Below are 25534 nucleotides of genomic sequence, written 5' to 3'. Positions count from 1 at the left end.
CCGACGGCCGGTGTTTCGTTTTTGCGCCTGGCAGGTCTCCTGGCTTGCGGGTCGATGCCTCTGTTCGCCTTCCCCCCGGAGAACCGGGAGTGGCTGGTTGAACAGGGGCTCTCCGCTTACAGTCGCGGGGGCGGCTTTGGAGTTGACCACCGAGGCAGTCGCACCAAATTCCCTCTTAGCATCCGGATTTCTCCGGCAGGACCAGACACCCCCATTTAGCCGCTATAGCTGTGGCGGTGCAATCATCATTTGCGACGTATTGTGTCAGATTATGCGCTTTTTCAGCAAATAAATATCCATGATCCAACCATGGTCGGCACGGGCATGGGCGCGGCGGTCTAGAATCTGCTGCGCAACCTCGGCCAAAGGGCCTTTGATCAGGATTTCCTCTTTCATGCCGACATATGCGCCCCACCAAATGTCCAATTCTTCCATGTTCAGGTTTTGGAAGGAACATTCGCCATCCAGCATCACCGCCACGTTTTCTGCGGTTTCCGGCCATCCTTCGTCCCGGATGCGACGACCAGTTGTTACGATATAGGGCGCGCCCAGTTCGTTGATCGGAATCGCATGGGCCGCCGTCAGCGCTTGCAGCGCGGTTATGCCGGGAATCACCCGTGTTTCTGGCTGAGGGGTCAAACGTGCCGCGATTCGCAGCGAACTGTCATACAGCGACGGATCCCCCCAGATCAGCAGCGCCACATGGCGGGCCTTCGGGTGGGCTGCGATGGCCTCCTTCCAGCGCAATGCAATCGCGTCGTGCCATTCGTCCACTCCGCGTAAATAGCCATCATCGGCACGGCGTTTGGGAATGTCGAAATACGCGATTTGCGGAGGGGTATCCGCGACCTGAGCGATGATCTGCTCGCGCAGCCCTGCCAGATCGGCCTTGTTTTCGCCCTTGCGGGGGATCAGGATCAGGTCCGCCGAACGGATCGCCTGCGCCCCTTGAAATGTCACATGATCCGGGTTGCCGGTGCCAATACCGATCAGCGTCAGGTCAATCATTTTCGAACTCTGCCAGAGGTCCATACAGGATCAGGGCCGGGGCGGTGCCGATCTCGGTTTCCAACTGCTGCGACAAGGCACCGATGGTCGAGCGTTGCAGCTTTTGTTCGGGGGTCGAGACGGATTCGGCCATCAAAGCAGGTGTATCCAGCGAAAGGCCGTGGGAATGTAAGGCCCTGACCAAAAGGGGAAAGGTGCGCTTGCCCATAAACACGACGGTCGTAGCCTGTGGATCAGCCAGTGCTGCCAGGTTCAGATCTTCGGGCAGTTTGCCACTGACATCGTGGCCGGTGACGAATTGCACGCGCCGCGCGGTCAGTCGCCGGGTCAGCGGAATGCCCGCCGCTGCCGCCGCCGCTACCGCCGAGGGGATGCCGGGGATGATTTCATAGTCGATCCCGGCCTCTTGCAGGGCCACCAGTTCTTCTTCAAGCCGGCCGAACATGCCGCCATCACCGGATTTCAACCGCACAACATGCTGACCGGTTTGTGCATATTCGACCAACAAGCGGCTGACGTGATCCTGCTTGGGCGAGGGGCGCCCGGCGCGTTTGCCGACACCAACCAGATCAGCATCCTCACGCGCGTGGCTCAGGATCGGGCCACTGCTGAGGTCATCAAACAGCACCGCATCGGCTTTCTGCATCCTGTCTACCGCCTTCAGTGTCAGCAATTCCGGGTCGCCGGGGCCTGAACCGATGAAGGACACAAAACCACTCATGCCGAGGCCTCGGCGATCAGATGAAAGAATGTCCCGGTGACATTGTTTCGCACCGATCCGGTTTGCGGGCCTTCCGCGCCTTCGGCGTCGAACACGCGCGCCAGCGGGGCGTCAGGCTGTTCGATGATCGAGGAATAGTGGAACTCATGCCCGCGTAGCGCTGTGCCTTCGGCAAATCCGGCCATTGGGGCCAATAATTCCGCCTTGCGATAACCCAGGTTGAACTTGCGCTTTTCATAGGAGGTCACAAGGCCCAGAAGGCCCGCCATTTCGTGCCGGGCACCCTCTTTGTCGATCAACGCCTGACCCAGCGCCATGTAGCCCCCGCATTCGCCATGCACAGGTCTTGTCTCGGCATGTTTGCGCAGCCCAGTCTGGAAGGTGTTGGCGGCGGCCAATGTGGCTGCGTGCAACTCGGGATACCCACCCGGCAGCCAGACCAGATCGGCATCCGGGGCAGGGGCTTCATTCGCCAGCGGTGAAAACGGTAGGATTTCTGCACCCGCCGTGCGCCAGCCTTCCAGCAAATGCGGATAGGTGAACGAAAACGCAGCATCCCGCGCCAGTGCGATCCGCTGCGCCGGAGGGCGGGGTAGCACGGCTGACGATGGCCTATTTGGGCTTGAGGAAGCCGCCCGCTTGATCGCCTCCAGATCGACATGTTCACGCAGGAACGCAGCATAGCCGACAATGGCGCTTTCCAGATCGGGATGTTCCACCGCCTGGATCAAACCTAAGTGCCGCTCGGGAAGTGTCAGGTCTCCGCGTCGTGGCAGAACGCCCAGAACCGGCAGGCCTGCACGTTCCATACCCAACCGGGTCAGACGCTCGTGACGCGGGCTGGCGCAGCGGTTCAAAATTACCCCGGCAAAGGGCAGGTCGGGGTTGTACATCCGAAACCCCAGCGCCGTGGCTGCAGCTGATTGCGCCTGACCGCCGACATCCAGAACCAACACCACAGGCCAGCCCATACGCTGCGCAGTTTCCGCGCTAGATCCATGGCCAATCTCACCGGGTTTGGCGACACCGTCGAACAGACCCATCGATCCTTCGGCTACGACGATATCCGCGCCGTCAGCCTGTGCCGATATTGCGTTCAGCAGAGGATCGCCCATCGCCCAGCTGTCCAGATTGAACGAGGCGCGCCCAGCCGCCGCCCGGTGAAAGGCCGGGTCGATATAGTCAGGGCCGCTTTTGAATGGTTGGACGGTCAGGCCATCCTCGGCCAGCGCACGCAGCAGGCCCAGCATCACGGTGGTCTTGCCAGTCCCCGAAGACGGTGCCGAAATCAGAATACCCGGAGGGTTAGTCATCACCATGGCTCCAGCTTGACCAAGGGCTGTCCGCGCTTTGCGGGCGATACCGGCGGTCGTAATCCTTTGAATACAGGCAGCTTTCGTCGAATCCTTCGCCAGCCAGTGCCGGGCCAACCATGATCAGCGCAGTGCGCGAGATGCTCTCGTCCAACGCGTCTTTTAGGGTTGCCAGCGTCGCACGGATGATCCGCTCATCGGGCCAGCTGGCACGATAGACAACGGCCACCGGGCAGTCGGCCCCATAGGCAGGTGTCAGATCGGCGATCACCGTACCCAGATTGCCGATCGACAGGTGGATGGCCAGCGTCGCCCCGGTACGGGCAAAATTCGCCAACGTCTCGCCCTCGGGCATCGACGATGCGCGTCCCGGTGTCCGGGTCAGGACCACTGATTGCGCAAGTCCGGGCAGGGTCAGTTCCGTGCCCAGTGATGCGGCCGCAGCGGCAAAAGACGGCACGCCAGGGGTCACGCTGACCGGGATGCCCAGCTCTTTCAAGCGGCGGATCTGCTCGCCCATCGCGGACCAGACCGACAGGTCGCCGGAATGCAGTCGCGCAACATCCAGACCGGCCTGATGTGCGGTTGCGATTTCGGCCATGATCTGGTCCAGATCCATCGCCGCCGTGTTCACGATCTTGGCGTCGTCGGGGCAATGGTCCAGAATTTCCTCTGGCACCAGCGAACCCGCATACAGGCAGACCGGGCAAGCGGCGATGATATCGCGCCCGCGCAGGGTCAGCAGGTCGGCGGCGCCCGGTCCGGCGCCAATGAAATGAACGGTCATGTCTGTCCTCCGATGGCGATGGCGCAGGTGGCCAGCCGGTCGTCTGAAATCTGTCGGGGTGAGATCAGCCGCGCACCAGGTCCGGCGGCGGCAAGGGCGGTCGCTTCGGCAACGCTGCCGGTGCCATAGGTGGCGCGGCTGCGGGTCGAGCAGGTGAGGGTGCGCTGCCCGGCCAGATCGGCGGGGGCAATGAAATGCAGCGGCAGGGCAATGGTCGAGGCAAAATCTGTCAGCGCGGCGTGACCTTCCTTGTCGGCAACTGTGGCCAGCGCGTCCACAGCGTGGCCGGCACTCGCCTGATCATAGGCGGCGCGCAGGCTGTCCAGCGTAGCGGTCGAGGAAAATCCGATGCCTGCGACGATCATAACGTGACGCTCCATTGCACCACCGGATAGGCCGATTTCCAACCGCGCCGTGGCCCCAGGGCCGAAGCCTGTGCCAATTCGATCCGCAGCAGCTCACCGCCCAGCTTATCCTGCCATTGCGCCAGCAGCGCTTCGCTCTCCAGCGTCACCGCGTTGGCCACCAGCCGCGTGCCGGAGGGCAGGGTTGTATGCAGCCATTGCAACAGCTCACTGCTCAGCCCGCCGCCAATGAACACGACATCGGGTAGGGGCAGGCCGTCCAGCGCATCCGGGGCTGTGCCATGCACGACTTGCAGCCGGTCTTGACCCAGCGCGTCGGCATTTCGGCGAATGCGCTGGGCGCGGTCTTCGCGGGGTTCGATCGTTGTGGCGCTGAGCGTTGGATCACACATCAGCCATTCGATGCTGATTGACCCGGTGCCACCGCCAATGTCCCACAGATGCTCGTCCCGCTGCGGGGCCAGCGCCGATAGGGTCAGCGCACGGATAGGGCGTTTGGTTATCTGCCCATCGGTCTCAAAAATCTCATCCGGCTTGCCAGAGGCGCGCGGCAAGGCCTGCCCGCCGCCAGCAACCTCGAGCCCGACGCATACCGGGTGATCGAACCCACCCAGCAGCGCCTCGGTCAGCGAGACACTGCGCGCCCGTTCACGCGGGCCGCCCAAGGCCTCCATCACGTGCAGATGTGTGTCGGCAAAACCAGTGTCGGTCAGATAGGTGGCCAGCTCGGTCACGGCCTTGCCATCGCGCAATAGCAGAATCGCGCGCAGGCCGGGGGCCAGATGGGGGCGCAGGCGGGTCAGCGGGGCTGCATGCAGACCAAATGTCTGCGTGCTTTCCAGCGGCCAACCCAACCGCGCAGCGGCCAGCGAAAAAGTGGATTGGCCGGGTAGGGCGGCCCATTCCCCGGCTTCGAAATTCCGCGCGATCACGGATCCGGCGCCGAACCAGAACGGATCACCCGAGGCCAGAACCACGGTTGATCGCCCGCGAAAACCGGTCAGGATCGGCAGACCATCGGCAAAGGGCACAGGCCATTCCACCTGCTGGGCTCCGAAATCGGGAACCAAGGACAGGTGTCGCGGTGGCCCCATGATGATTTCAGCGCGTTCCAGCACTTGACGGCTTGCGGGGGGCAAGCCATCCAGTCCATCTTCGCCCAAACCCAAAACGGTCAGCCACGGAGCTTCAGACATGTCCAACCTCCTGATATTGGGCGGCACGACCGAGGCCAACGCGCTGGCAAAAGCCATTGCCGACCGGGGTATTCCCGCGACCTACTCCTATGCAGGACGCGTGGACAACCCGCGCCCGCAAGCCCTGCCGGTGCGTGTTGGTGGGTTCGGTGGGGCCGAAGGGCTGGTGAAATATATCCATGACCACAGCATAAGCCACGTTATCGACGCGACCCACCCGTTTGCTGCCGGGATGAGCCGTAACGCGATTGAGGCCTGCCATGCGGCGCAGATTCCACTTGTTGCGCTGACACGGCCCGAATGGGCACCGCAGCCCGGTGACACCTGGCTGCGCGTCCCGGATATCGCCGCAGCGGTGGCCGCTTTGTCCGGTAATCCGCAGCGCGTGTTTCTTGCGGTCGGGCGCATGCATCTCGAAGATTTCGTCAGCCAGCCCCAGAACCATTACCTGTTGCGGCTGGTGGATGAACCCGATGTCCTGCCCTTGCCGAATTGCGAGGTTGTCGTGGCGCGCGGACCCTTTGCCGAGGCTGATGACCGGGCGTTGATGCAGCGCCACGGCACGCAACTGGTGGTATCCAAGAACGCGGGCGGCGCCGGCGCGCGCGCCAAGCTGGACGCCGCGCGGGCGCTGGACATACCGGTGTTGATGATCGACCGTCCAGCCCTGCCGCAGCGGCTGGAACTGTCGAGCGTTCCGCAGGTTCTGGACTGGCTGGCTCATTCCGGGGTGAACCTCGGCGTATAGACGATCGGGTCACCGGCGCGTTCTATCACGCGGGTCAGCGATGAGCCGACGATGACAACGGTCTGCATATCGGCCATATCAGGCGTGGCCTCGACCAAGGTTGAAATCCGGATTGCCTCATCCGCCCGGCTGACAGCGCGGGCGAACAGGATCAGCCGCTCGGGTTCACATTCTTCGCGCAGGATTTCCAGCGTTTTGACAAAGCCTTCGGGGCGGGATTTCGAGCGCGGGTTGTAAAACGCCATCGCGAAATCCGCTTGCGCGGCCAGACGCAGGCGCTTCTCAATCAGAGGCCAAGGTTTGAGGTTGTCACTCAGGTTGATGGTGCAGAAATCATGCCCAAGCGGGGCGCCAGCGCGGGCGGAGGCCGCAAGCATCGCGGTGATCCCGGGCAGCACCTCAACCGATAGGTCGCGCCATTCACGGGGGCCGTTCTCCAGCGCTTCGAACACCGCTGCTGCCATGGCAAATACGCCCGGATCGCCCGAGGATACGACCACTACGCGCTTCCCTTCGGCCGCCATTTGCAACGCATGCTGAGAGCGGTCGATCTCAACCCGGTTGTCGCTGGCATGCAGCGTCAGGCCGGGGCGTTCGGCGATGCGCGCGACGTAAGGAATGTAGCCGACGACATCCGTCGCCCCAGCCAGCGCAGCGGTCACTTCGGGCGTCACCAAAGCCTCGTTTCCTGGCCCGAGTCCTGCGATCTTGACCCAACCGCTCATGGCCGCCGCCCTTGTCCGTGAACGATGATGATCGAGAAATACGGAGTGATCCCCTCGCAATTTTCCGACAATTTGCACACGCGTTGATTGGGCATCTGAGCGTATTCCACGATCCAAGCACGGTCATACAAACCGGCCGTCTTCAGGGCCCGCTTCACTTTGTCGATATTGCGCCCGATCTTCATCACCACCAGCGCGTCGGTTTGGGCCATTCGGTGGGCCAGATCGTCTTCGGGCAATGTGCCGACCAGCACGGTCAATACGTCGTCTCCCCAGGTGATGGGGTCGCCGGTTGCGGTCCACGCGCCGGACATACCGGTGATCGCAGGCACGACTTCAACTTTAGCCTCGCTACGTAATCGATTGTAAAGATGCATGAATGATCCGTAGAAGAACGGATCACCCTCGCACAGGACCACCACGTCTTCGCCCTGATCCGACAGTGTCTTCAGATGCGCGGCACAATCTTCATAAAACGCCGAGAGCAGCTCATTGTACCGCGGATCACTCAATGGAATTTCTGTGGTCACGGGGTATTCCATCGGGAATTCCACCGCGCCTTCTGGGATCATGCCATTGACGATCTTGCGGGCCTGACCACTGCGACCCGGTTTGCGGAAAAAGGCCACGTGGCGGGCAGTGCGCAGTAGGCGGTCGGCCCTGACGCTCATCAGGTCCGGATCGCCGGGGCCGAGGCCGACACCGTATATCTTGCCCGCGTTCATTCGGCGCGGCTCGCGATGGCGTTGACCGCGGCGACCGTGATGGCGCTGCCACCAAGGCGACCCTTGACGATGCAGGACGGCACAGGCTGCGCCTCCCACAGAGCGTCTTTAGATTCGACCGCACCGACAAAGCCCACCGGGCAGCCGATGATGGCCGCAGGGCGCGGGCAGTCGGGGTCTTCCAGCATGTTCAGCAGGTGGAACAGCGCGGTGGGCGCATTACCGATGGCCACCACGGCGCCTTGCAGATGCGGGCGCCACAACTCCAGCGCAGCGGCGGACCGGGTGTTGCTCATCTCGGCAGCCAGCGGACGCACACGTTCGTCGTGCAGGGTGCAGATCACCTCGTTATCGGCGGGCAGGCGGAACCGGGTGACACCCTCGCTGACCATGCGGGCGTCGCACAGGATCGGTGCGCCGTCTTCCACCGCGGCACGGGCCGAGGTCACAAAACCGGGTGAGAAATGCACGAACTCTTCCAACCCCACCATACCTGCCGCGTGGATCATCCGAACGGCGACCTGTTCCTCATCGGCGTCGAACCGTGCCAGATCGGCCTCGGACCGGATGGTGGCAAAGCTTTGTTTGTAGATCGCCGCGCCGTCGGTTTCGTATTCATAGGGCATCAGGAGAAGTCCATGGTCATAAGTGTTTCGGGGCTTAACCCGCGCAGGTTTGGCTCATCTCCCGCGCGGCCTTGTTTGACAAGATCAAATCGACCATCGTGGCCGACCAGGGTGACATCAGCTGGTCCCATGCGCGCGCATCCTTTGGCACAGCCCGAGACATGCAAGTGGCCGGGAATACGCGAGGCAAGCGCGCGGGCGATATCGCGGGTCTCCACCTGCGCCTGCGGGCAGAGCGGGGCGCCGGGGCAGGCGTCAGTGGTCATCAGCGGGTCGGTGCCATCGGTGACGAACGCTGGGGCGGGTATCGCCGCCCCGCCTTCCATCAGGAACAGCCGCCAAGGGGTGACCCGCAGCGCAGAGGCACCGCAGGTCTCAATCAGCCCCGCAAGCCCGCGCGCTGGCAACTGACCGAACGCGGCTCCGTAAAACGCACCCAGTTCCACGATGCCCGGCTCAGGCAGAGCGCCAACATCACCCGGTGCGCTGCCTTGGCATTCTGACGGCAAATCTTGTGTCGCAACCACGCGGGCCATGCGCCGGGCCTCGGGCGTGTGGTGATCCGCGAACCATTCGGCCAGCGCGATCAGGTGGTCGATGGCGATTTTTTCGGTCACGCGACGCCCTGTTTCGGCCCCATCAGCGCGTAGGATCAGCCCCTCGGGGCCTGTCTCCAGCCGGATATCCGCGGAATCCCCGACCAACAGGCGATTTGGTCCGGTGTCGATGGCAAACCCAAACTTGGCTGGTAGCGACGGCAATTCGCCCAACCGGTCGATCAGTTCCTGCGTCAGTCGTGCGGTAAGATCGCCGGATTGGTAGAGCGGTGTCACCAGAATATTGCGCCGCACCTCGATACCCGGTTCCGCATCCAAAAGGTTCAGCGCAGCGAGTTCTTCCAGCAAAGGTTGGTGATCGGCCTCGGCCACACCGCGCAGTTGCAGATTGGCGCGGATGGTCAGGTCAATGGTGCCATTGCCGAACCGGTCGGCAAGTTCGCACAGGCCTAACATCTGCGCTGCCTCAAGGCGCGCCAGCCGCGGCCGAACCCGCACGACCAACCCGTCCCCCGACATCATCGGGCGATGGGCGCCGGGGCACCAGCCCTGAACGATCGGTGCACTCATCCCAACCCCTCCAGATCGGCTCGGATCGAGTTTCGGCGCGTGTTCCACAGGCCAGCCTCGAGCAGAGCACGGAACCGGTCCTGCATGGCCTGATGCGCCTGTGGGTTCTTCTCTTGCAGAAAGGCATCAACCTCGGCGTTACCCAGTGTGGCATCGTGGTAGATGTCAAACAGATGCGGTGCAACGGTTCCCGACAGATGGGCAAAGCTTGCCATATGATCCAGCGTTGCCGCGATCTCGGCGGCGCCGCGGAATCCGTGCCGTTGCATTCCTGCGATCCAGTCAGGATTAGCCGCGCGCGCGTGGACAACGCGGCTGATTTCCTCAGAGAGGGTTCGGGCGCGGGGGGTGTCTGGGTTGGTATTGTCCAGATGGTACAGCTGCGCAGTACCGCCAGTGACTTTCTTGGCGGCGGCAAAACCGGCCTCATGCGTGGCATAGTCATTGGCCAACAGCAGATCGGTTTCGGTCAGGTCCTGAAGGTGAACAAAGCTATCGGCGTGGGCAACGCGTTGGGTAATACCATCGACATCCCGTGCAATTTGCTCGCCCTCAAGCGCAAAGGAACTGGCATCCAGCCAAGCCTGACCGGCCTGTGTGCGCGCTTCGTCCGTATAGATTTCGGATAGCTGCGTCATGTTCAGGCCATAGCTGCCGGGGGCGGGGCCATAGACACGGGCGGCCGGTGCCTGCCCGGCATATGGGTTCCAGTCTGCTGCCTCGTCCCGTTCACACAATGCTCGCACTGCCTGGCCATACAGCGCAGAAAGCGTCGGGAATACATCGCGGAACAGGCCCGAGACACGCAAGGTCACGTCTAGCCGTGGACGGCTGAGATCAGTGATTGGCAGCACCTCGATACCGGAAACCCGCTCCGACCCCTTGTCCCAAACCGGTTTCACACCCAGTAGGTGAAGCGCCATGGCGAATTCTTCACCCGCAGTGCGCATCGTGGCCGAGCCCCAGAGGTCGACAATCAGCCCCTTGGGGTAATCGCCTTCTTCCTGCAGATGCCGTCGCACTAGTTCCTCGGCCAGTTTGACACCTTGGGTATAGGCCGCGCGTGTTGGAACCGAACGCGGATCGGTGGTGTAAAGATTTCGCCCTGTCGGCAGCACGTCCGAGCGCCCGCGATAGGGTGAGCCAGACGGGCCAGCCTCGATCCGTTTCCCGGCCAGTGCGTCCAAAAGTGATTGACGTTCCGCATGCGCTGAAGGCGTGGCATCAAAATTGCCGGTCACTTCGGGGACGCGGCCAAAGACGTGCAAGCCGTCGCCGAACTGGCTTTCTTTGATGTCGCAGACAAATCGGTCGATACGGGTGATCGCTTCGGCGGTACAGGTTGCCTGATCCAGACCCAGATCGCTTTCCAGACCAATGGCCTGCGCCTCATCCCGTATGTCTTCTTGTAGTCGGTCGCGGCGTTTGGGGTCCAGCCCGTCGGCGTTCGAGAATTCGTCCAGCAGGGATTCCAGCCGCACCATACGGTCCGGCGTGTCACTTGTTCGCATCGGGGGCGGGATATGGCCCAGTGTAACCGCGCCGATCCGGCGCTTGGCCTGTGCGGCCTCGCCGGGGTCATTCACGATAAAGGGGTAGATCACCGGCAGATCTCGGACCAACGCCTCAGGCCAGCAGTTTTGGGACAGGGCGACCGATTTGCCTGGCAGCCATTCCAACGTGCCATGCGCGCCGATATGGATCAGCGCGTCCGCGCCATGCCCCTTACGCAGCCAGAGATAGAAGGCAACATAGCTGTGGCGCGGGGTGCGCGAAAGATCGTGATAGTCGTCATCGCGCAGCTCGGGCGTGCCGCGTTCCGGTTGCAGCGCGATCAGTGTCTTGCCCCGGTTCAAGGCGGTAAAGTGGAACGCACCATCGGCAAAAACCGGGTCGTCCTCAGGCTTGCCCCAAATGGATTGCAGATCCGTTTGCAACTGTTCCGGCAAGTCTGCCAGCGCGGTCTGATAGGCCGCGAGCGGCCAAGCCAGTCGCGCATCCAAAAGCGTCTCGGCTATCGGTTCGCCGGGTGCTGTATCATAGCCTTCAGCCTGCAGATCGGACAGCATCGCCTCGGCCGAGGCCAACGCATCCAGGCCAACCGCATGGGCCATCTGCCAGTCCTTGCCGGGATAAGTCGACAGCACCAACGCTGGAACCTGATCTGGCTTGGGTTTGTCGCTTAGGCGCAGCCAGCCGTCCACCCGGTCTATGATCGCCTCAACCCGTTCCGGCTCGTGGCGGTGGGCAAAACGGGAATATTCCAGATACGGGTCGCGCTTGCCCGGTTCCTTGAACGAAGCGATGCCCGCCGAAATGCGGCCATCCACCTCGGGCAGGACCACATGCATTGCGAGGTCGGCGGGGGACAGCCCGCGTTCCGCATCGACCCAAGCCTTGCGGCGTGCGGTGGACAAGGCGACCTGAAATACCGGCACATTGGCGGCGTCCAGCGGGGACGTTCCCGAGGCGCCTTTGCCCGAAAAGGAGGTGGCGTTGATGATTGCCGAGGGGGCCAGCGCTACGACCTGTTCGCGCAGCCAGTCAGCGGCGGTAGGGGCTTTGAGCGACGGCGCAAATAGGCCAACAGCCTGAAACCCACGCGCACGCAGACGGTGGATCAGGGCCGCGACCGGGGCAGTGTCTGCCGAGGTCAGATAGGCGCGATAGAAGGTCACGAGGATGCGCTTGGCATCACCGGCGAATGCGGTATCCGCCGGGATCACACCGCGATCCGGACACCATACGCCACATTCCGGGATCGTCTTGGCCCCCATCACTGGGCCAGAATAAAGCCCCGCGGCCAGTGCCATTTGCGCCAGCGCAGCCTGCGCTGCGACCTCACCGCCTGTGTCGCAAAGATGCGCCAGCCGCCGCAGGGTTGAAACGGGCAGGGTAGAATAGTCATCCAGGCGCGTATCTTCACGTCCATCCGCCGGCAGGACTGCCACAGCGATGCCTTTGGCGTGGGCCAGTGCCAGAACCTGCTGCAATCCGTAGGACCAGTAGGGCACGCCACCGATCAGGCGGATCAGAATGCCTTTGGCGCCCTCCAGCGTCTGCTCGACATAGGTGTCGACAGAAAGCGGGTGCTTCAGCGCCGTTAGATTGGCCAGCCGCAGGGTCGGCATCCGGCCTTCGGGTCCACCCCCACGATGCCAGCCTGCCGCGAAAGCGCCAAGATCACTGTCGGAAAAGGACAGCACCACCAGATCCGCCGGGCTCTGGCCCAGATCGGTCGGGGTCTCCGTTTCCTCTAACCCGTGGCTTTCGCGGAAGACGACGTGCATGGTTTACTCGGCAGCCTCGGTCACACCCACGAGGATTTCGCGGATTTCAGCCTCTTTGATGTCGTCATGCTCGGCGATGACCACCAGACGCGAGCGACGCTCTTCACCTGGCTCCCACGGGCGGTCGTACTGATGACGCACACGGGCCCCGACTGCCTGCACCAAAAGGCGCATGGGTTTGCCGGTAACAGCGGCATAGCCTTTGACCCGCAGGATGTTCAGTTCATTCGCCAGACGTTCGATATTGGCGACCAGCTGGGCCGGATCGGTCTGTTCCGGCAGCTCGACAATGATGCTTTCGAAATCATCATGCTCGTGATCGTGGTGGCCATCGTGATGGCTGGGACGTGCCTCCATGTCATCTTCGGCAGCGGCCTCAAGCCCCAGCACAACACGTACATCCACAGCGCCTTCGGCCACTTCGACCACGGGCAGCGGGCGCGGAGCCTCTGCCGCGATGATTTCCTTGGCCTTGGCGACCCCCTCGGGGCCAGCAAGATCAGGCTTGGTCAGCAGAATGATGTCGGCGCAGGAGATCTGGTCCTCGAACACCTCGGATAGCGGCGTTTCGTGATCAATCGAGTCATCGGCCAGGCGCTGGGCATCCACCGCAGCGACATTCGGGGCAAAGCGACCGGCGGCCACAGCTTCGGCATCGGCCAGAGCAATTACGCCATCCACGGTGATTTTCGAGCGGATATCCGGCCAGTCGAACGCTTTCAGCAGCGGCTTGGGCAGGGCCAAGCCAGAGGTTTCGATCAGAATGTGATCGGGGCGCGGCTCTAGCGCCATCAGCGCCTCGATGGTCGGGATGAAATCATCTGCCACGGTGCAGCAGATGCATCCATTGGCCAATTCCATGATGTTTTCCGCCGGGCAATCGGGGATCGCGCAGGATTTGAGGATATCGCCATCGACGCCAACATCTCCAAACTCGTTGACCACAATGGCCAGGCGCTTGCCCTGCGGGTTCTGCATCAGATGACGCACCAGCGTGGTCTTTCCCGAGCCCAGAAAGCCGGTGATCACAGTGACGGGCAGTTTTTCGAGATTGCTCATATCTAAGCTCCAATCGGGGGAATGCGGGCCGCACAGTTTTTGCGGAAATGTTCAGGACGTTCGCGCCATTTAACGAGGCCATCTTGGGTCGCGAGATATTTGGTCGCACCTTCAACAATGGTCTCGACATGATCGGTTTCATCGAGATGCTCATAGACAAAGGTCCAACGTTCGGGTCCGCCACGCAGCACAATCGAGCAGCCCTGATCGCAATTTGAAAGGCATTCTACTGCCTTCAAAGTGACGCCATCAGGAAGTTCTGCCTGCTCCAACGCCTTGTGCAGCAACGCCCCAGGACGATCTGCATCATTCTCGACGGGCAGGCCGCGGCGGCAGGTCGTGCACACCAGCAGTTCAACAGGTGTGGTCTCGGTCATGTCTCTCATCCCCCCAAATCCTCTTCGCGGGGGACGGGGTTTCATGCGGGCCACGTATTGCGACATGGGCCCGACACCGGATCACCCCGTCCGGTTTCAACTTCGGATGTTGGCAGGTCTCCCGGCTTGCGGATGTCAGAGGCTGGCCTCTGGCAGATGTCCCGCCTTCCCGGCCTGTCTGGCCAGTGGCTTTGGGCACCCTCTCCGGTCACGGTCGCGGGGGCGGCTGCGTTTGACGGATGACCGCTGACGCATTCCCTTTTCATCTGCATGTGCAGACACCAACGGATGGGACATGCGGCACGGGCAGGGGGCTTGTCAAGCGCGGCAGACGCACGGAAATCATCGAGAATGGAAAAGCGACCTGCCAATGCCTGTCAGCGGCATGTTTGGTCAGTCAGATGCAAAATGACGGCAGGCGAGTTTGGGCTTTGCGCCTCGAAGATATCCAGACGAAAGGATTCGCGGGCCCGTTACTTCAAAGGGCATATCGCGTGGATTCGATAGAGCGGTCAAATTTACCGGCCGAGCCAGTGAGTTCACCGCCTTCTGATCAATCCGGTGTCAAGCTTCACTCAGCAGAGCACTGCCGTAGCGAGACGGCATGTCGCAGGCTCGAAAAGCCGAATGCGAAGCAACTGTTTGAAAGTATTGGAGGCGAGTACCGGAATCGAACCGGTGTACACGGATTTGCAATCCATAAAGACAGGCAGCGAAAACAACGGCTTATGGGTGCAAAACACCCCCTGACAAAAAGTGAACAAAAAGCGAAAGTTTCAACGCTCTTTGCGATCCAGAATGCTCACAAAATCGTTTCTAACCTTGGGATAATTTGATGAGTTGGGCGGTTGCAAACGAATGCGCCGAGCGCCGTTTTGGCAGCGCTGCGCGCAAGCAGATCATCATGTTTCTGGCCGACAAGGCGAGCGATGACGGCTCGGGCGTCTGGTGCTCCAAGGGAACGATCCAGCGCCACACAGAGCTCAGCGAGAGCACGGTAAAGCGCACCATCATCGACTTTCTGCGGGAAGGCATTCTGATCGAGACGGGGCAGCGGCAGTGCAAGAACGGCTACACCGTCATTTACCGCATCGTTCTGGAACGCGTGGCCGCGCTTGAACCCACGGCTGAGCCCGACATTGAGACGGGGGTCACTGTGAACCCCGTCCAGCCTGGACCCGGTACGGGGTCCACGGTGAACGGGGTACGGGGTTCACAGTGGACCCCAAACCATCCTAAAACCAACCATAAACCACCTACGCGCAGGCGCGAGGCGGCGGAGGAGGTTGAAGATCTGGAATCTGAGAAGATCTTGGCGGCCTATCCCGAAGACAGGATCCGAGACCGGCGGACCAGTCTGCGTTTGATCGCAGCGGCCGTGAAGGCCGGGGTAGAGCCCGATGATCTGCTGCAGGCGGTCAAAGCCTATGCCAAGGAAAGCGAGGGCTATACGCGCAGCAAGGTCTGTTTCTCGGACAACTGGTTCAAGATGCGCCGGTGGGAGAAGGGACTGGCCCAGATCCAGGCCGACCGCGAGAAGGCGCGAGAAGCCGAAGCCAAAGGTCGCGCTAGCCTCGCCGAGTGGATCCGTGAACGCCACCCCCTTTGTCGCCACATTACAAGCCGACAGATCGAGGGCTTGATTGTTTCAAAGTTGGTGACGCCTGAGCAGGTGCGCGCTGCGGGGCTGCAGGCATAAGTGCGACTCGATTGTTACGCCATGGCGTAAAAAGTAGATATTTACGTTGCAGCGTAATTTGTTTTAATTTACGCTGTGCCGTAAAAGGAGCCACATCATGGACCTCACAGCACGAACGGCCGAGCAGATCGGCGAGGCACTTCGCCGGACGCGCAAAGCGCGCGGCTGGACCCAAAGCGATATCAGTGCGCGCACGAATTTGCGCGTCGCGACGATTTCGTCGCTGGAGAATGGCGACGCGGGAGCCAAGCTCGCCACGGTGCTCGCTGTCATGGCGGCACTTGGACTTGAGTTTCGCTTGGTGGAGCGCGGTGGCTCGCTAGAGATTGAGGATATCTTCTGATGGCGAAACGCGGGCGTAGCGGCACGATGAAGGTGCTTCTGAATGGAAAGCTGGTGGGGGCTTTGGGTCTTGCAGGCTCAGGCGCAATCAGCTTCACCTATGATCCAGACTGGCTGTCGTGGGAACATGCCATGCCCATCTCGTTATCACTGCCTTTGCGCGAAGAGGCGCACCAAGGCGGCCCTGTCATTGCCTACCTCGAAAACCTGCTTCCGGACAATCAGGCGATACGTGAGCGCGTCGCTGCACGGGTGCGTGCGGGCGGCACGGACGCGTGGCACATGCTGGAGAAGATCGGCCGCGATTGTGTGGGGGCCTTGCAGTTCGTTTCGGGTGAGATCCCCGAGGTTGGCGCACTCGAGGGAGAGCCCGTTTCCGAGGCACAGATTGCGGATATGTTACGCAACCTCGCAAGTGCCCCCCTTGGCTTAGACGAGGAAGACGACTTCCGCATTTCTATCGCAGGGGCGCAGGAGAAAACGGCGCTGCTACGCCACGAGGGCGCTTGGATCCGTCCATCGGGGCTCACCCCAACGACCCATATCCTCAAGACGCAGCTTGGCGTTCTGCCCGCAGGGATCGATTTGTCTGACAGCGTCGAGAACGAGTATTTCTGCATGAGTTTTTGCCGTGCCATGGGCATGGATGTGGCTGAAGTCGAGATTGCCGACTTCGAGGACGTGCGGAGCCTTGTTGTGACCCGGTTCGATCGGCGTTGGACCAAGGATGGTCGCTTGATCCGCCTCCCGCAGGAAGACTTTTGCCAAGCGCTCTCAGTTCCACCCAGCCAGAAATACCAAATGGATGGCGGGCCGGGGATCACTGAAGGGATCGGGTTGTTGACTGGTAGTGATGACCCTGAAGCAGATCAGCGTGCCTTCTTCCGCGCGCAGGTGCTGTTTTGGCTCTTGGGAGCGACAGACGGTCACGCCAAGAATTTCAGCATCGCATTGCGCCCCGGAGGTTTCCGCATGACCCCGCTTTATGATGTGCTGAGCGCCCAGAAAGCCGTGGATGACGGTCAAATTCGCCAGAACCGGATGCGCCTCGCGATGGCGGTCGACGGGCACTACCGGATGAACGAGGTCGTGCCGCGTCATTTCCTGCAGGCTGCGAAGGCGGCAGGTTTTGGTGTGGCGCTGGCGGAAGAGGTCTTGTCGAACGTCGCGACAGAGCTTGAACCCGCCCTGGACAAAACACTAGCCGACCTGCCGGATGAGTTTCCACAACCATTGGCGGAAGCCATTGTTGCTGGCGTGCGACGTCGGGCGGCTGCCTTTCATGCCGTATGATCCGCAGATCATATTTACGCTTTATGAAAGGTAGATCATATTGAGCGGCAGGCGTGCCTTCGTGAAGTAACAAGTATGTAGGGCCGGTTTACGCCGCGATTGTGAGATCGCAGGGGCCCTATTCTACTTGATGCATCGGGTTTTCCATATTTGTGGGCGCCAAAGCGGACCTTTAGGTCGATTGCAGAGAATGCCGGGAAAGAGCCCATACCGGAAGTGGCACAGCTATAATACTCGCAAGTGCAGCAAGGCTACCAACAAAGGCGTCAGCCGCGATGCAGAGAGAAAACCGGCCGTTCGTTCACAGCGCAGCGAGTTTTTGGGTGCCGATGTCCAAGTTGCGGACCAAACCATCGTCAGCTGCACCGCAGCACTGGACCTCTAGTTGAGTGTCTAATTTGCTAACAGAGCGGGTATCGTTTTAATCACTGAAGCGGTTTTCAACCCTTGGACATAAGGAACTGTTTCATTGGTGTTCGGATACGGGGTCCGAACTTGCTCCGTAATCAGGATGAAATTTGGTTGCCTAAGGAACATTTCCTTCAACTCCCAACCCGAATACAGCGGGCTAGGTCGGGCCCTACTGAAAGTTTAAGCCCGCGTGTGCCAAGTGAAAATTCTTAGCCCGAAATCTCGACCTCACGAACAAATGGCCAAAGCTACAGCACAGGCGCGAACAGGCGGGCAATCGGGGCACCTACACGGATGCCCAAGGGTTGTTCGGCAAGGGTCTTGTTCAGCATCCAAGCTCGATGAAAGTCATTCTCAAGCATAGCAGCAGTTGCGGCCGCAGGACGGGAATCAAAGAAAGTTGCCATAGCCTCAAAATTCAACCGAAACGACCTATTGTCCAGGTTTGTCGTGCCAATGGCGGCAAAGTCGTCATCCACCAAAACCACTTTCTGATGCATGAAACCCGGTTTGTAACGCCAGACCTGCACTCCCGCCTCACGTATCTCATCAAAATAGGCAAACGCCGCCAGCCAAGGAATCTTGTGGTCTATTACCTCGGGCACAAGAATGCGCACATCTACGCCGCGCAGTGCAGCATGCTTCATCGCTGTCAGTACGTCGGTATCAGGAACGAAGTATGGCGATGCAATCCAGACTCTGTGTTTGGCTGCAGTGATGGCCGAGAAGAAGAAGAGCGCGCCAGTTTCCATTTCGTCACCGGGGCCGGTCGCAACAATCATTGCCGTCATGTCTTCGGTCGCATGAGGAGCTTCCCAATTCAGATCGTTAATAAGCACCTCATTGGTAGCCCAATGCCAGTCTTCGCCAAAAACCAGCTGTAGTTGAGACACAACTGGGCCCTTCAACTGGGCGTGAGTATCGCGCCAATCACCAAATTTCGGGTTAAGTCCCATGTATTCGTCGCCGACGTTCAGGCCGCCGGTGAATCCGACTTTTCCATCAACGATAACGGTCTTTCGATGATTGCGCAGATTGATGTGAAACCGGTTCTTGGGGCCTCGTGTTTTTTTGGGATCCACGACGTGTACACCAGCTTCCAGCAGGCGTTGATAGTAAGCTCTGGGCAGTTTGGCGCTGCCGACAGCATCAAACATAAGCCGTACGACGACGCCACGCGCCGCAGCGGCAATCAAGTGTTCTTGGAGGGCTTGTCCCAGCGCGTCATCGTTAATGATATAGAACTGAACGAGGACATAGGTTTCAGCAGCGTCAATGGCACAGAATATTGCGTCAAATGTGGCTTTCCCATCAACAAGCAATATCATGTTGTTACCACGAGCCGTGGGCATTTCTGATATTTTTTCAAAGGGTTGAACTGAAAGCTCAGGTGTTTTCACAGGCGCGTTGGCCATTTGGTAAGTCCGAAGACCTTCAATGACTTCTTCGCTATCGCGCCGGGCGATCAAATAGTTTTTGAATTTGTGGTGCCCCAAAAACAGGTACAGCGGCACGCCTAGGTATGGTGCAGTGATCAGGAACACGACCCACCCAACAGCGCCTTGGGATGTTCGGGCAGACGAGACGGCGCGCCAGGCGAACCAGAAGGCAACAATTTCCAGAAAAATCAGCGCCAGTATGATAATATTTGAGCCCATTGATATTCCTAATTTTCGGTTGTTTAAGCGGTCCTTGTTAACGGCTCCGGCTGCGTATTCGACCATTTGCACGGACTAACTGACAACAGATGAGGTCCATCTGCAAGGCAGCCCCTGAACATGGCTTTGCCGAAACTCGATAGTATGTGACCTTTCCCTGATCTTTGGCAGCAGACCCGTCCATGTTTCATTGTGTCGGCAAGTCATGGGTTACCATGAAGATAGACTCCTGAGTAGCTTCCGAAATCCGAATTCTCGGCTGGTGCGGAAAGACGTGAGAAAATCGCCTGTATCAATCTAGACTTTCGGCGTGCTAGTCGAAGCCGAAGGTCTAGGTTGAGAGGATCCGTAAAATGACGGCACGGCAAGCGGCGGGGGCACTCTGGACGGCTTTGGTCTGGTTCGATGCAAAGAACGGCTGGTCAAGAAGCAGTCATATTGCCATGTCCATGATGCTGGCCCTCTTTCCGTTTACAATCTTTGCGCTGTCGTTGACACAGGCGGCGTCGGTAGATTTTTCGACTTTGGATATAGTTGAGTTCATCTATGGGACATGGCCTGACAGCATCGCTGAACCCATCGTCAAAGAGGTGCGGGCCGTGTTGCAAGACAGCAGCGTCAAGGCGATGACCATTGGCGGCCTATTGGCGGTTTTCTTCGCCTCTAATGGGGTCGATGCAGTGCGCCAAGCCCTCACGGATGCGTATCGTGAGCACGATCCGCGGCCCCTTTGGAAATCGCGCGCATTGTGTGTCGTATTCGTTTTGAGCGGCTCAGCAATTTTGACCGTGGCCGCGGTTTTGACGTTTGCGGTACCTATTTATATCGATACTGTTGACCGCGGCGGGGAAGGCGAGGGAACCTATGATATCTTACGGCTGGGTGTCTCTTTTGGCTTGTTGATTTTTTCGGTCTTTGCCTGTCATTTATGGCTTCCTGGTCGCCATCACACACTGAAGCAGGTTTATCCGGGGGTTGTCCTAACGGTGGCACTTTGGATTTCTGCCGGAAAGGTATTTGCGATGTATGTCGCAAATTTTTCGTCTTACAGCGTCACCTATGCCGGCTTGGCCGGAGTAATGTCAGCCCTTGTATTCATGAACCTGATGGCGGTGATCTTTGTGATTGGAGCTGAGTTTAATGGCCGACTTATTGCAATAAAAGAGTCCGACGCAGAGGCGTGACAGGGCGAGAAAAGTGTATTGGGTTTCGGCGGATGGATTTTGTTCATCATGAACTGGCATTGCAGGCGTGAACGAACGTCGAAGCTTGGGGGAGCGCTGTCTTAGGAAAAAACTTTGCTCTTTGCATACGTCGAAGGCGCACAGCCTTCCCAGACAACGAACGCTTCCGAAAAACTCTGCCGATGCTCGAAACCAATTGCATTTGCCGTATCATCAATGCTGGCCCCAGAGGTCAGCAAGCGGCAGGCCTCTTTGTGGCGTTCAATCTTTTGGATATCTCTAAATGCAGTACCTTCATTTTTTAACTGAATCTGAAGAGTCCGAGGGCCTACTCCAAGTACCTGTGCGGTGTCAGACAGCGACCATGGCGCAATGCCAAATGACGCCTTGATCAAACCGGCGACTAGGTCTGCCCTGTTCACTTGAGGTGCTTGCATAAGTTTCTTGCCACGCAGATAGCGCGAAAGGATATCCGCTCGAACGCTGTCTGAACGGTGCATTTTCGCCCGAAGCAAGTCTTCGTGAAATTCGATATAGCCCTGATTTGAGTCTCTGACTGACTCAACTGCTGAATTATTCTGAAAATGCTCCGAAGAGGCGCCAGGATAAGCCACCGTGATCTGCGGATCGACTTCGCCGAGGGCCATCAGGACAACTTTTGTAAGCAGCCCTATTGTATACTGGATGTCCTGCTTGCCATCATGAGAATTCAACAACGTAAAGTACCAGATACGGCATTTCCCACGATACGTTCTGATCACGAGTTCGGAGTTGTTCTGAAAATAGCGAAGCGCCGTCGTAGCGGTTTGCAAGGCCTCCCAAAGCGTATCCGATGAGACGATTGCTCTGCCAAAAACGCCCAGTTCGCCCACATCCTGTTCAAGGCTGACGTGGAGAAAAAAGTCATTGTCTTCCGCCGAGCGAATAACGTCACTGATGCCTTTCAGATATTCATCGGCTCCGATGATCTGTTCCGCATCCGTAGGCAAACCGAGTGATCGAAGTATCCGTGCGAAGTGTCGCGGGTCTCCGGCAAGAATTGCTGCTGGCCCGTGAAACGCACCTGCTCTGATGGCAAAATCGTTGGTTTCTTCTGACATGCAAAGCCTCATTCAGCTGTCTGGTTCACACCTTGCTCTTATAATGCTCCAATTTGTCAAGGTCTTGGCAATGGTGTCTCGAAACCGACGGATCGTTCGTCAGCCCTCACTCAAGGCATGAACAAAGCGACGCAAATGTTTCAAGAGGCAGTGTTCGAATATTAGTTTGTTAGATTCGCATTTTCCGACAAAGCGAAGTTTTCCATCACTTAAGTTCCACATGGTTCTTGGAGCAGATCAACTCAAATGTCGCGAAGTTTGGGTGTGAATGGCGCGGAACATCGAGATCATTTTGGAGGAAACATGCGACCTATTCTTTATTCGACAAAGACGGCGGTGACGGCGGTAATGTCAGCTGTCGCGCTCTTTGCTGCGGGCCCAGCGTTCGCTCAAGACAAGCCAAACATCCTAGTAATCTGGGGTGATGACATCGGTGTCCACAATATCAGCGCCTACAACCATGGGATCATGGGCTACAAGACTCCGAACATCGACCGCATAGCAAATGAAGGCGCGATGTTCACAGATGCGTATGCTCAACAGTCTTGCACCGCCGGGCGCGCCGCCTTCATGACCGGCCAACATCCTTTTCGCACTGGGCTACTGACGATCGGCATGCCCGGATCCGAGCACGGGATTCCAGATTGGACACCCACAATTGGCGATGTGATGAAAGAGCATGGCTACATGACTGCTCAACACGGCAAGAACCACTTTGGCGACCAGGATCGCCACCTGCCAACCAACCATGGCTTCGACGAGTTCTTTGGCAATCTGTACCACTTGAATGCCGAGGAAGAACCCGAAAGCTATTATTATCCCAAAGACCCTGCGTTCAGAGAGACGTTTGGTCCACGTGGCGTGATCAAGTCGACTGCTGATGGGAAAGTCGAAGATACAGGCCCAATGACGCGCAAGCGTATGGAAACAGCTGATGACGAATTTCTTGCGGCTTCCGTTGACTTCATCAAGCGAGCAAACGAACAAGAAAAGCCGTTTTTCCTATGGCATAATTCAACGCGAATGCATGTCTGGACCCATCTGAAAGATGAAGCTGTAGGGCGCACAGGCATTGGCCTCTACCCAGATGGCATGGCTGAGCATGATGACCAAGTGGGCGTTCTGCTCGATCTGCTGGATGAGCTTGGTATCGCGGAAAACACAATTATCATGTACTCGACCGATAACGGCGCCGAGACGATTTCCTGGCCTGATGGTGGTACGACGCCATTCCACGGTGAAAAGGGAACAACCTGGGAAGGTGGATTCCGCGTCCCGCTTATCGTGAAGTGGCCCGGCCTTATCGAGCCCGGAGAAAAGTTTAACGAGATTGTCAGCCATGAAGACTGGATGCCGACCTTTGCCACAGCGATTGGAGAGACCACGCTGGTTGAGGACCTCAAAGAGGGAAAAACGTTCAACGGCAAAGACTTCCGCGTCCATCTGGATGGTCATGATCTGACTGAATACCTGTCTGGTGAAACAGACGAGAGCCCACGTGACTCGATCTTCTATTTTGATCAGGGCGCAAATCTGAACGCCGTCCGTGTTCAGGACTTCAAGGCGCACTTTGCAACACTTGAAGGCGGAATCAACACCGCAGTTCGGCAGGTCCCTGCTTGGCCTCTCGTGGTTAATCTAAAGGCCGACCCGTACGAAAAGGCCGTGCATGAATCCGAGATGTATCTGCGTTGGTATGCCGAGAACACGATGTGGATCTTCGTCCCTATCCAAGCGAAAATCAAAGAGTTCCTTCTTTCGCTCAAGGGCTACCCATTCCAGCAAGGTTCAAGCTTGTCGGCAGCCGGGATCAACTATGACTTCCTGACCAAAGTGCAGGCACTTCAACGTCTGGAAAACCTGGAAACCATCATGCCCGGTGCTCGGCAATAACGCGGTCAAACATTGAGCCGCTGGGAGCTTTGCTCGTGAAGATGAACTTTTCCCAGCGCTCACACAACTTGGAGCCGCGTGCCTGGCATGCGGCTTCGGGAAGCGAAACTTAACTCAATCTGAGGAATGAACTTATGAGCGATTTAGTAGTCATCGTATTTGAAGGTCGTCACACAGCAGACGAAGCGCTTTTGCGCCTGCAAAAAATGAGCATGGACTGGGAAGTCGACCTCGACGAAGTCGTTGTGATGACCCGCGATCAAAACGGGGTCGTGCGCACCCGAAACTCCGACACATTGACCGCAGCGGGTTTTCTGGGCGGGACATCGCTTGGCGCTCTGACCGGTACCCTGATCGGGGCTATGGCTGGTAACCCGGCTGCAGGTTTTGTTGCGGGATCGGCTGTAGGTGCCGGTTCCGGGACGCTGGCAGGAATGCTGGATCAGGCAGACGAAGAAGACGCGCTAGCGGCCCGTGTTGGTGCAAAGATGAAGCCTGACTCGTCGGCATTGGCCGTGATCGGTTGGTCGAACCGGCCGACGAAACTGCTGAGCGAATTGGAAGGCATGAAGGGCGAGGTCATCGAGACGTCCTTGTCTGTCAGCGATGAAAACGAGCTTCGCGCAGCCCTGTCCTGAAGCTGACCAAGTTGATTGGAGAGGCCGGCGGCCGGAGCATCTTGCCGCCGGAAAATCAAAGTTCAAAAATCGAGAACGGAAAAAGTGAAATGAAAGAGCTTCTGACAACCGCGGCGATCTTGTGCGCATTCGCATTTGGAGCCCCTATGCCTGCATCCGCACAGTCTGCACCCCATGTGGCGGGTGGAGTAGTTGTTGAGTACAACAATCTGGACATCGCTGTGGTTGCTTCCGGCTGGAGTGTTGTCCAGCTTTTGCGCGGCGATGTTTACAATGCTGGCGGTGATTTTGTGGGCTATGTTCATGATGCGCTGGTTTTGCCGGATGGTGATACGACCTTCGTGATCGTCAATGTTGCCGGCTTTCTGAACATCGGCGAAAAGCTGATTGCGTTGCCTGCCGGCGCTTTCGAGATCAACGCTGATGGCGATCTACTGTTGCCCAACGCGACAAAAGACAACCTGAAAAGCTTGCCGCGGTTTTACTACGCACGAAACTAGGACCTCAAACCGCAGTTGTCTTTACAGCACAACCGCCCGGCATGTCTGAACATGCCGGGCGATCGGTTGGAAGGTGGGTCCAAGTCGCCTTCTGACCAACCAAAACAAAAAGGCTCCGCTTATTGTTTAAAACTAAGCGCACCGAAATCAAAGGACCAAGAGAATGAGTGATATAAAGATTAGCGCATCTGGAGATGTACAAACAAGCTGGGGTTGGTTTCTTGCTTTGGGCATTTTGATGATAATCGGTGGGGTAAGTGCGGTCTTTGCTCCTTTCCTAGTCTCCGTGATTGTCGAACAGATCGTAGGCATCTCTTTTGTTGCAGGTGGCGCCCTGATGCTGGTCCAAATGTTTACCACTAAGGACGGATGGAATGCCCGGATGATCTACCTGATACTGGGGCTGTTCACTACCATGGCCGGTGCATTGCTTTTGTTTCGACCGCTCGAAGGCCTTGTGGCCATAACACTGATTTTGATTGCTGGCGTTTTCGTCAGCGGCTTGATCCGTATCGCAATGGGTATCGCGGCACGCCCGGAAACTGGGTCTGGCTGGGTGATATTCGGCGGAATCCTGTCCGTTCTGGTTTCAGGTTATCTCATGATGAATTATCCCGAAATCAGTGTTGCTCTGCTTGGGTTAATGGCCGGATTTTCATTGATTGGCGAGGGCGCCGGATACGTCCGATTTGCCTACGGTCTTAAGAGCAATGCGGCGAGAGCAACTTAAGCATCCGTGGGGCAACTTA

The 25534-nt window shown here is 58.6% G+C and carries 24 protein-coding genes and 2 riboswitches; of the genes, 9 read left to right on the top strand and 15 right to left on the bottom strand.

Going from position 1 to position 25534, the window contains the following annotated elements:
• Positions 1-12: 12 nt before the first annotated feature.
• A riboswitch (cobalamin riboswitch) is annotated at positions 13-221 on the bottom strand.
• 43 nt (positions 222-264) lie between these two features.
• From cobF to cbiE, 6 genes are read right to left on the bottom strand one after another with little or no spacing between them, the layout of a single operon-like run.
• A complete protein-coding gene (gene cobF / locus AC2FH8_RS05160; RefSeq protein ID WP_281994379.1) occupies positions 265-1008 on the bottom strand; it encodes a precorrin-6A synthase (deacetylating) in 744 nt (247 codons plus the stop codon).
• Positions 1001-1729: a uroporphyrinogen-III C-methyltransferase gene (gene cobA / locus AC2FH8_RS05155; protein WP_281994380.1), complete on the bottom strand. Its 729-nt coding sequence runs from the start codon at positions 1727-1729 to the stop codon at positions 1001-1003. The genes cobF and cobA overlap by 8 nt, the downstream gene beginning before the upstream one ends.
• The gene (locus AC2FH8_RS05150; protein ID WP_496688607.1) at positions 1726-3048 is read right to left on the bottom strand and encodes a cobyrinic acid a,c-diamide synthase CobB; all 1323 of its coding nucleotides are present in this window, start codon (positions 3046-3048) and stop codon (positions 1726-1728) included. Before AC2FH8_RS05150 ends, cobA begins: the two co-directional genes overlap by 4 nt.
• Positions 3035-3829, bottom strand: a complete 795-nt coding sequence (cobM, locus tag AC2FH8_RS05145) for a precorrin-4 C(11)-methyltransferase (protein ID WP_271947964.1) — start codon at positions 3827-3829, stop codon at positions 3035-3037. Before cobM ends, AC2FH8_RS05150 begins: the two co-directional genes overlap by 14 nt.
• The gene (locus tag AC2FH8_RS05140; protein ID WP_271948085.1) at positions 3826-4194 is read right to left on the bottom strand and encodes a cobalamin biosynthesis protein; all 369 of its coding nucleotides are present in this window, start codon (positions 4192-4194) and stop codon (positions 3826-3828) included. The genes cobM and AC2FH8_RS05140 overlap by 4 nt, the downstream gene beginning before the upstream one ends.
• Positions 4191-5390, bottom strand: coding sequence for a precorrin-6y C5,15-methyltransferase (decarboxylating) subunit CbiE (gene cbiE / locus AC2FH8_RS05135; RefSeq protein WP_496688605.1), 1200 nt, complete (start codon positions 5388-5390; stop codon positions 4191-4193). The genes AC2FH8_RS05140 and cbiE overlap by 4 nt, the downstream gene beginning before the upstream one ends.
• On the opposite strand from cbiE, the gene AC2FH8_RS05130 reads away from it, so the two are divergent.
• Complete coding sequence (locus AC2FH8_RS05130; protein ID WP_271947960.1) at positions 5389-6138, top strand: cobalt-precorrin-6A reductase; 750 nt, start codon at positions 5389-5391, stop codon at positions 6136-6138. The genes cbiE and AC2FH8_RS05130 overlap by 2 nt on opposite strands.
• On the opposite strand, the gene cobJ is transcribed toward AC2FH8_RS05130, so the two are convergent.
• The 7 genes from cobJ to AC2FH8_RS05095 are packed head-to-tail and all read right to left on the bottom strand — an operon-like array spanning position 6111 to position 14067.
• Positions 6111-6863 (bottom strand): precorrin-3B C(17)-methyltransferase, encoded by a 753-nt coding sequence (gene cobJ, locus AC2FH8_RS05125; RefSeq protein WP_271947958.1) that lies wholly within the window; start codon positions 6861-6863, stop codon positions 6111-6113. The genes AC2FH8_RS05130 and cobJ overlap by 28 nt on opposite strands.
• The gene (locus tag AC2FH8_RS05120; protein ID WP_496688603.1) at positions 6860-7588 is read right to left on the bottom strand and encodes a precorrin-2 C(20)-methyltransferase; all 729 of its coding nucleotides are present in this window, start codon (positions 7586-7588) and stop codon (positions 6860-6862) included. The genes cobJ and AC2FH8_RS05120 overlap by 4 nt, the downstream gene beginning before the upstream one ends.
• The gene (locus AC2FH8_RS05115; RefSeq protein ID WP_496688601.1) at positions 7585-8214 is read right to left on the bottom strand and encodes a precorrin-8X methylmutase; all 630 of its coding nucleotides are present in this window, start codon (positions 8212-8214) and stop codon (positions 7585-7587) included. Before AC2FH8_RS05115 ends, AC2FH8_RS05120 begins: the two co-directional genes overlap by 4 nt.
• Positions 8214-9341 (bottom strand): precorrin-3B synthase, encoded by a 1128-nt coding sequence (cobG, locus tag AC2FH8_RS05110; RefSeq protein ID WP_496688599.1) that lies wholly within the window; start codon positions 9339-9341, stop codon positions 8214-8216. The genes AC2FH8_RS05115 and cobG overlap by 1 nt, the downstream gene beginning before the upstream one ends.
• Positions 9338-12631 (bottom strand): cobaltochelatase subunit CobN, encoded by a 3294-nt coding sequence (gene cobN / locus AC2FH8_RS05105; RefSeq protein ID WP_496688595.1) that lies wholly within the window; start codon positions 12629-12631, stop codon positions 9338-9340. Before cobN ends, cobG begins: the two co-directional genes overlap by 4 nt.
• Positions 12632-12634: 3 nt before the next feature.
• On the bottom strand, positions 12635-13690 hold the full coding sequence (gene cobW / locus AC2FH8_RS05100; protein WP_142632900.1) for a cobalamin biosynthesis protein CobW: 1056 nt from the start codon (positions 13688-13690) through the stop codon (positions 12635-12637).
• 2 nt (positions 13691-13692) lie between these two features.
• Positions 13693-14067 carry a DUF1636 family protein gene (locus AC2FH8_RS05095; protein WP_496688588.1) on the bottom strand — a complete coding sequence of 125 codons (375 nt, stop codon included), beginning with the start codon at positions 14065-14067 and terminating at the stop codon, positions 13693-13695.
• A gap of 94 nt (positions 14068-14161) precedes the next feature.
• Positions 14162-14368: riboswitch (cobalamin riboswitch) on the bottom strand.
• A 534-nt stretch (positions 14369-14902) separates the two neighbouring features.
• Between AC2FH8_RS05095 and AC2FH8_RS05090 the strand changes: the two genes are divergently transcribed.
• The 3 genes from AC2FH8_RS05090 to AC2FH8_RS05080 all read left to right on the top strand — a co-directional run bounded on the left by AC2FH8_RS05090 (position 14903) and on the right by AC2FH8_RS05080 (position 17401).
• Positions 14903-15766: a hypothetical protein gene (locus AC2FH8_RS05090; protein WP_496688586.1), complete on the top strand. Its 864-nt coding sequence runs from the start codon at positions 14903-14905 to the stop codon at positions 15764-15766.
• Between the two features lie 97 nt (positions 15767-15863).
• Positions 15864-16109, top strand: a complete 246-nt coding sequence (locus tag AC2FH8_RS05085; RefSeq protein ID WP_025059995.1) for a helix-turn-helix domain-containing protein — start codon at positions 15864-15866, stop codon at positions 16107-16109.
• Positions 16109-17401: a type II toxin-antitoxin system HipA family toxin gene (locus AC2FH8_RS05080; RefSeq protein ID WP_496684580.1), complete on the top strand. Its 1293-nt coding sequence runs from the start codon at positions 16109-16111 to the stop codon at positions 17399-17401. The genes AC2FH8_RS05085 and AC2FH8_RS05080 overlap by 1 nt, the downstream gene beginning before the upstream one ends.
• A gap of 659 nt (positions 17402-18060) precedes the next feature.
• On the opposite strand, the gene cls is transcribed toward AC2FH8_RS05080, so the two are convergent.
• Positions 18061-19536 (bottom strand): cardiolipin synthase, encoded by a 1476-nt coding sequence (gene cls / locus AC2FH8_RS05075; RefSeq protein WP_281994991.1) that lies wholly within the window; start codon positions 19534-19536, stop codon positions 18061-18063.
• A gap of 287 nt (positions 19537-19823) precedes the next feature.
• Here cls and AC2FH8_RS05070 point away from each other — a divergent pair, with 287 nt between their 5' ends.
• Positions 19824-20654 (top strand): YihY/virulence factor BrkB family protein, encoded by an 831-nt coding sequence (locus AC2FH8_RS05070; protein WP_496684584.1) that lies wholly within the window; start codon positions 19824-19826, stop codon positions 20652-20654.
• 101 nt (positions 20655-20755) lie between these two features.
• On the opposite strand, the gene AC2FH8_RS05065 is transcribed toward AC2FH8_RS05070, so the two are convergent.
• The gene (locus AC2FH8_RS05065; RefSeq protein WP_281994388.1) at positions 20756-21754 is read right to left on the bottom strand and encodes an AraC family transcriptional regulator; all 999 of its coding nucleotides are present in this window, start codon (positions 21752-21754) and stop codon (positions 20756-20758) included.
• Between the two features lie 303 nt (positions 21755-22057).
• Between AC2FH8_RS05065 and AC2FH8_RS05060 the strand changes: the two genes are divergently transcribed.
• The 4 genes from AC2FH8_RS05060 to AC2FH8_RS05045 all read left to right on the top strand — a co-directional run bounded on the left by AC2FH8_RS05060 (position 22058) and on the right by AC2FH8_RS05045 (position 25515).
• Entirely contained in the window at positions 22058-23647 is a 1590-nt protein-coding gene (locus AC2FH8_RS05060; protein ID WP_281994389.1) for an arylsulfatase, read from the top strand.
• 134 nt (positions 23648-23781) lie between these two features.
• Positions 23782-24285 carry a DUF1269 domain-containing protein gene (locus AC2FH8_RS05055; protein ID WP_281971833.1) on the top strand — a complete coding sequence of 168 codons (504 nt, stop codon included), beginning with the start codon at positions 23782-23784 and terminating at the stop codon, positions 24283-24285.
• Positions 24286-24296: 11 nt separating this feature from the next.
• Positions 24297-24785, top strand: coding sequence for a PRC-barrel domain-containing protein (locus AC2FH8_RS05050; protein ID WP_281971834.1), 489 nt, complete (start codon positions 24297-24299; stop codon positions 24783-24785).
• Between the two features lie 163 nt (positions 24786-24948).
• A complete protein-coding gene (locus tag AC2FH8_RS05045) occupies positions 24949-25515 on the top strand; it encodes an HdeD family acid-resistance protein (protein WP_281971835.1) in 567 nt (188 codons plus the stop codon).
• Positions 25516-25534: the final 19 nt, after the last annotated feature.

The sequence above is a fragment of the Ruegeria sp. CDSC025 genome (genome assembly GCF_059610805.1).
The sequence above is the reverse complement of the archived record's forward strand: the minus strand, read 5'-3'. Positions and strand labels throughout refer to the sequence as shown.

Coding starts and splice junctions, on each gene's coding strand:
- AC2FH8_RS05065 (WP_281994388.1), bottom strand. CDS start 21,754: ATGTCAGAAGAAACCAACGATTTTGCCATCAGAGCAGGTGCGTTTCAC.
- AC2FH8_RS05045 (WP_281971835.1), top strand. CDS start 24,949: ATGAGTGATATAAAGATTAGCGCATCTGGAGATGTACAAACAAGCTGG.
- cls (WP_281994991.1), bottom strand. CDS start 19,536: ATGGTCGAATACGCAGCCGGAGCCGTTAACAAGGACCGCTTAAACAAC.
- AC2FH8_RS05085 (WP_025059995.1), top strand. CDS start 15,864: ATGGACCTCACAGCACGAACGGCCGAGCAGATCGGCGAGGCACTTCGC.
- cobA (WP_281994380.1), bottom strand. CDS start 1,729: ATGAGTGGTTTTGTGTCCTTCATCGGTTCAGGCCCCGGCGACCCGGAA.
- cbiE (WP_496688605.1), bottom strand. CDS start 5,390: ATGTCTGAAGCTCCGTGGCTGACCGTTTTGGGTTTGGGCGAAGATGGA.
- AC2FH8_RS05080 (WP_496684580.1), top strand. CDS start 16,109: ATGGCGAAACGCGGGCGTAGCGGCACGATGAAGGTGCTTCTGAATGGA.
- cobW (WP_142632900.1), bottom strand. CDS start 13,690: ATGAGCAATCTCGAAAAACTGCCCGTCACTGTGATCACCGGCTTTCTG.
- AC2FH8_RS05090 (WP_496688586.1), top strand. CDS start 14,903: ATGAGTTGGGCGGTTGCAAACGAATGCGCCGAGCGCCGTTTTGGCAGC.
- cobM (WP_271947964.1), bottom strand. CDS start 3,829: ATGACCGTTCATTTCATTGGCGCCGGACCGGGCGCCGCCGACCTGCTG.
- cobG (WP_496688599.1), bottom strand. CDS start 9,341: ATGAGTGCACCGATCGTTCAGGGCTGGTGCCCCGGCGCCCATCGCCCG.
- AC2FH8_RS05130 (WP_271947960.1), top strand. CDS start 5,389: ATGTCCAACCTCCTGATATTGGGCGGCACGACCGAGGCCAACGCGCTG.
- AC2FH8_RS05070 (WP_496684584.1), top strand. CDS start 19,824: ATGACGGCACGGCAAGCGGCGGGGGCACTCTGGACGGCTTTGGTCTGG.
- cobF (WP_281994379.1), bottom strand. CDS start 1,008: ATGATTGACCTGACGCTGATCGGTATTGGCACCGGCAACCCGGATCAT.
- AC2FH8_RS05115 (WP_496688601.1), bottom strand. CDS start 8,214: ATGCCCTATGAATACGAAACCGACGGCGCGGCGATCTACAAACAAAGC.
- AC2FH8_RS05150 (WP_496688607.1), bottom strand. CDS start 3,048: ATGGTGATGACTAACCCTCCGGGTATTCTGATTTCGGCACCGTCTTCG.
- AC2FH8_RS05055 (WP_281971833.1), top strand. CDS start 23,782: ATGAGCGATTTAGTAGTCATCGTATTTGAAGGTCGTCACACAGCAGAC.
- AC2FH8_RS05120 (WP_496688603.1), bottom strand. CDS start 7,588: ATGAACGCGGGCAAGATATACGGTGTCGGCCTCGGCCCCGGCGATCCG.
- AC2FH8_RS05060 (WP_281994389.1), top strand. CDS start 22,058: ATGCGACCTATTCTTTATTCGACAAAGACGGCGGTGACGGCGGTAATG.
- AC2FH8_RS05140 (WP_271948085.1), bottom strand. CDS start 4,194: ATGATCGTCGCAGGCATCGGATTTTCCTCGACCGCTACGCTGGACAGC.
- AC2FH8_RS05095 (WP_496688588.1), bottom strand. CDS start 14,067: ATGACCGAGACCACACCTGTTGAACTGCTGGTGTGCACGACCTGCCGC.
- cobN (WP_496688595.1), bottom strand. CDS start 12,631: ATGCACGTCGTCTTCCGCGAAAGCCACGGGTTAGAGGAAACGGAGACC.
- cobJ (WP_271947958.1), bottom strand. CDS start 6,863: ATGAGCGGTTGGGTCAAGATCGCAGGACTCGGGCCAGGAAACGAGGCT.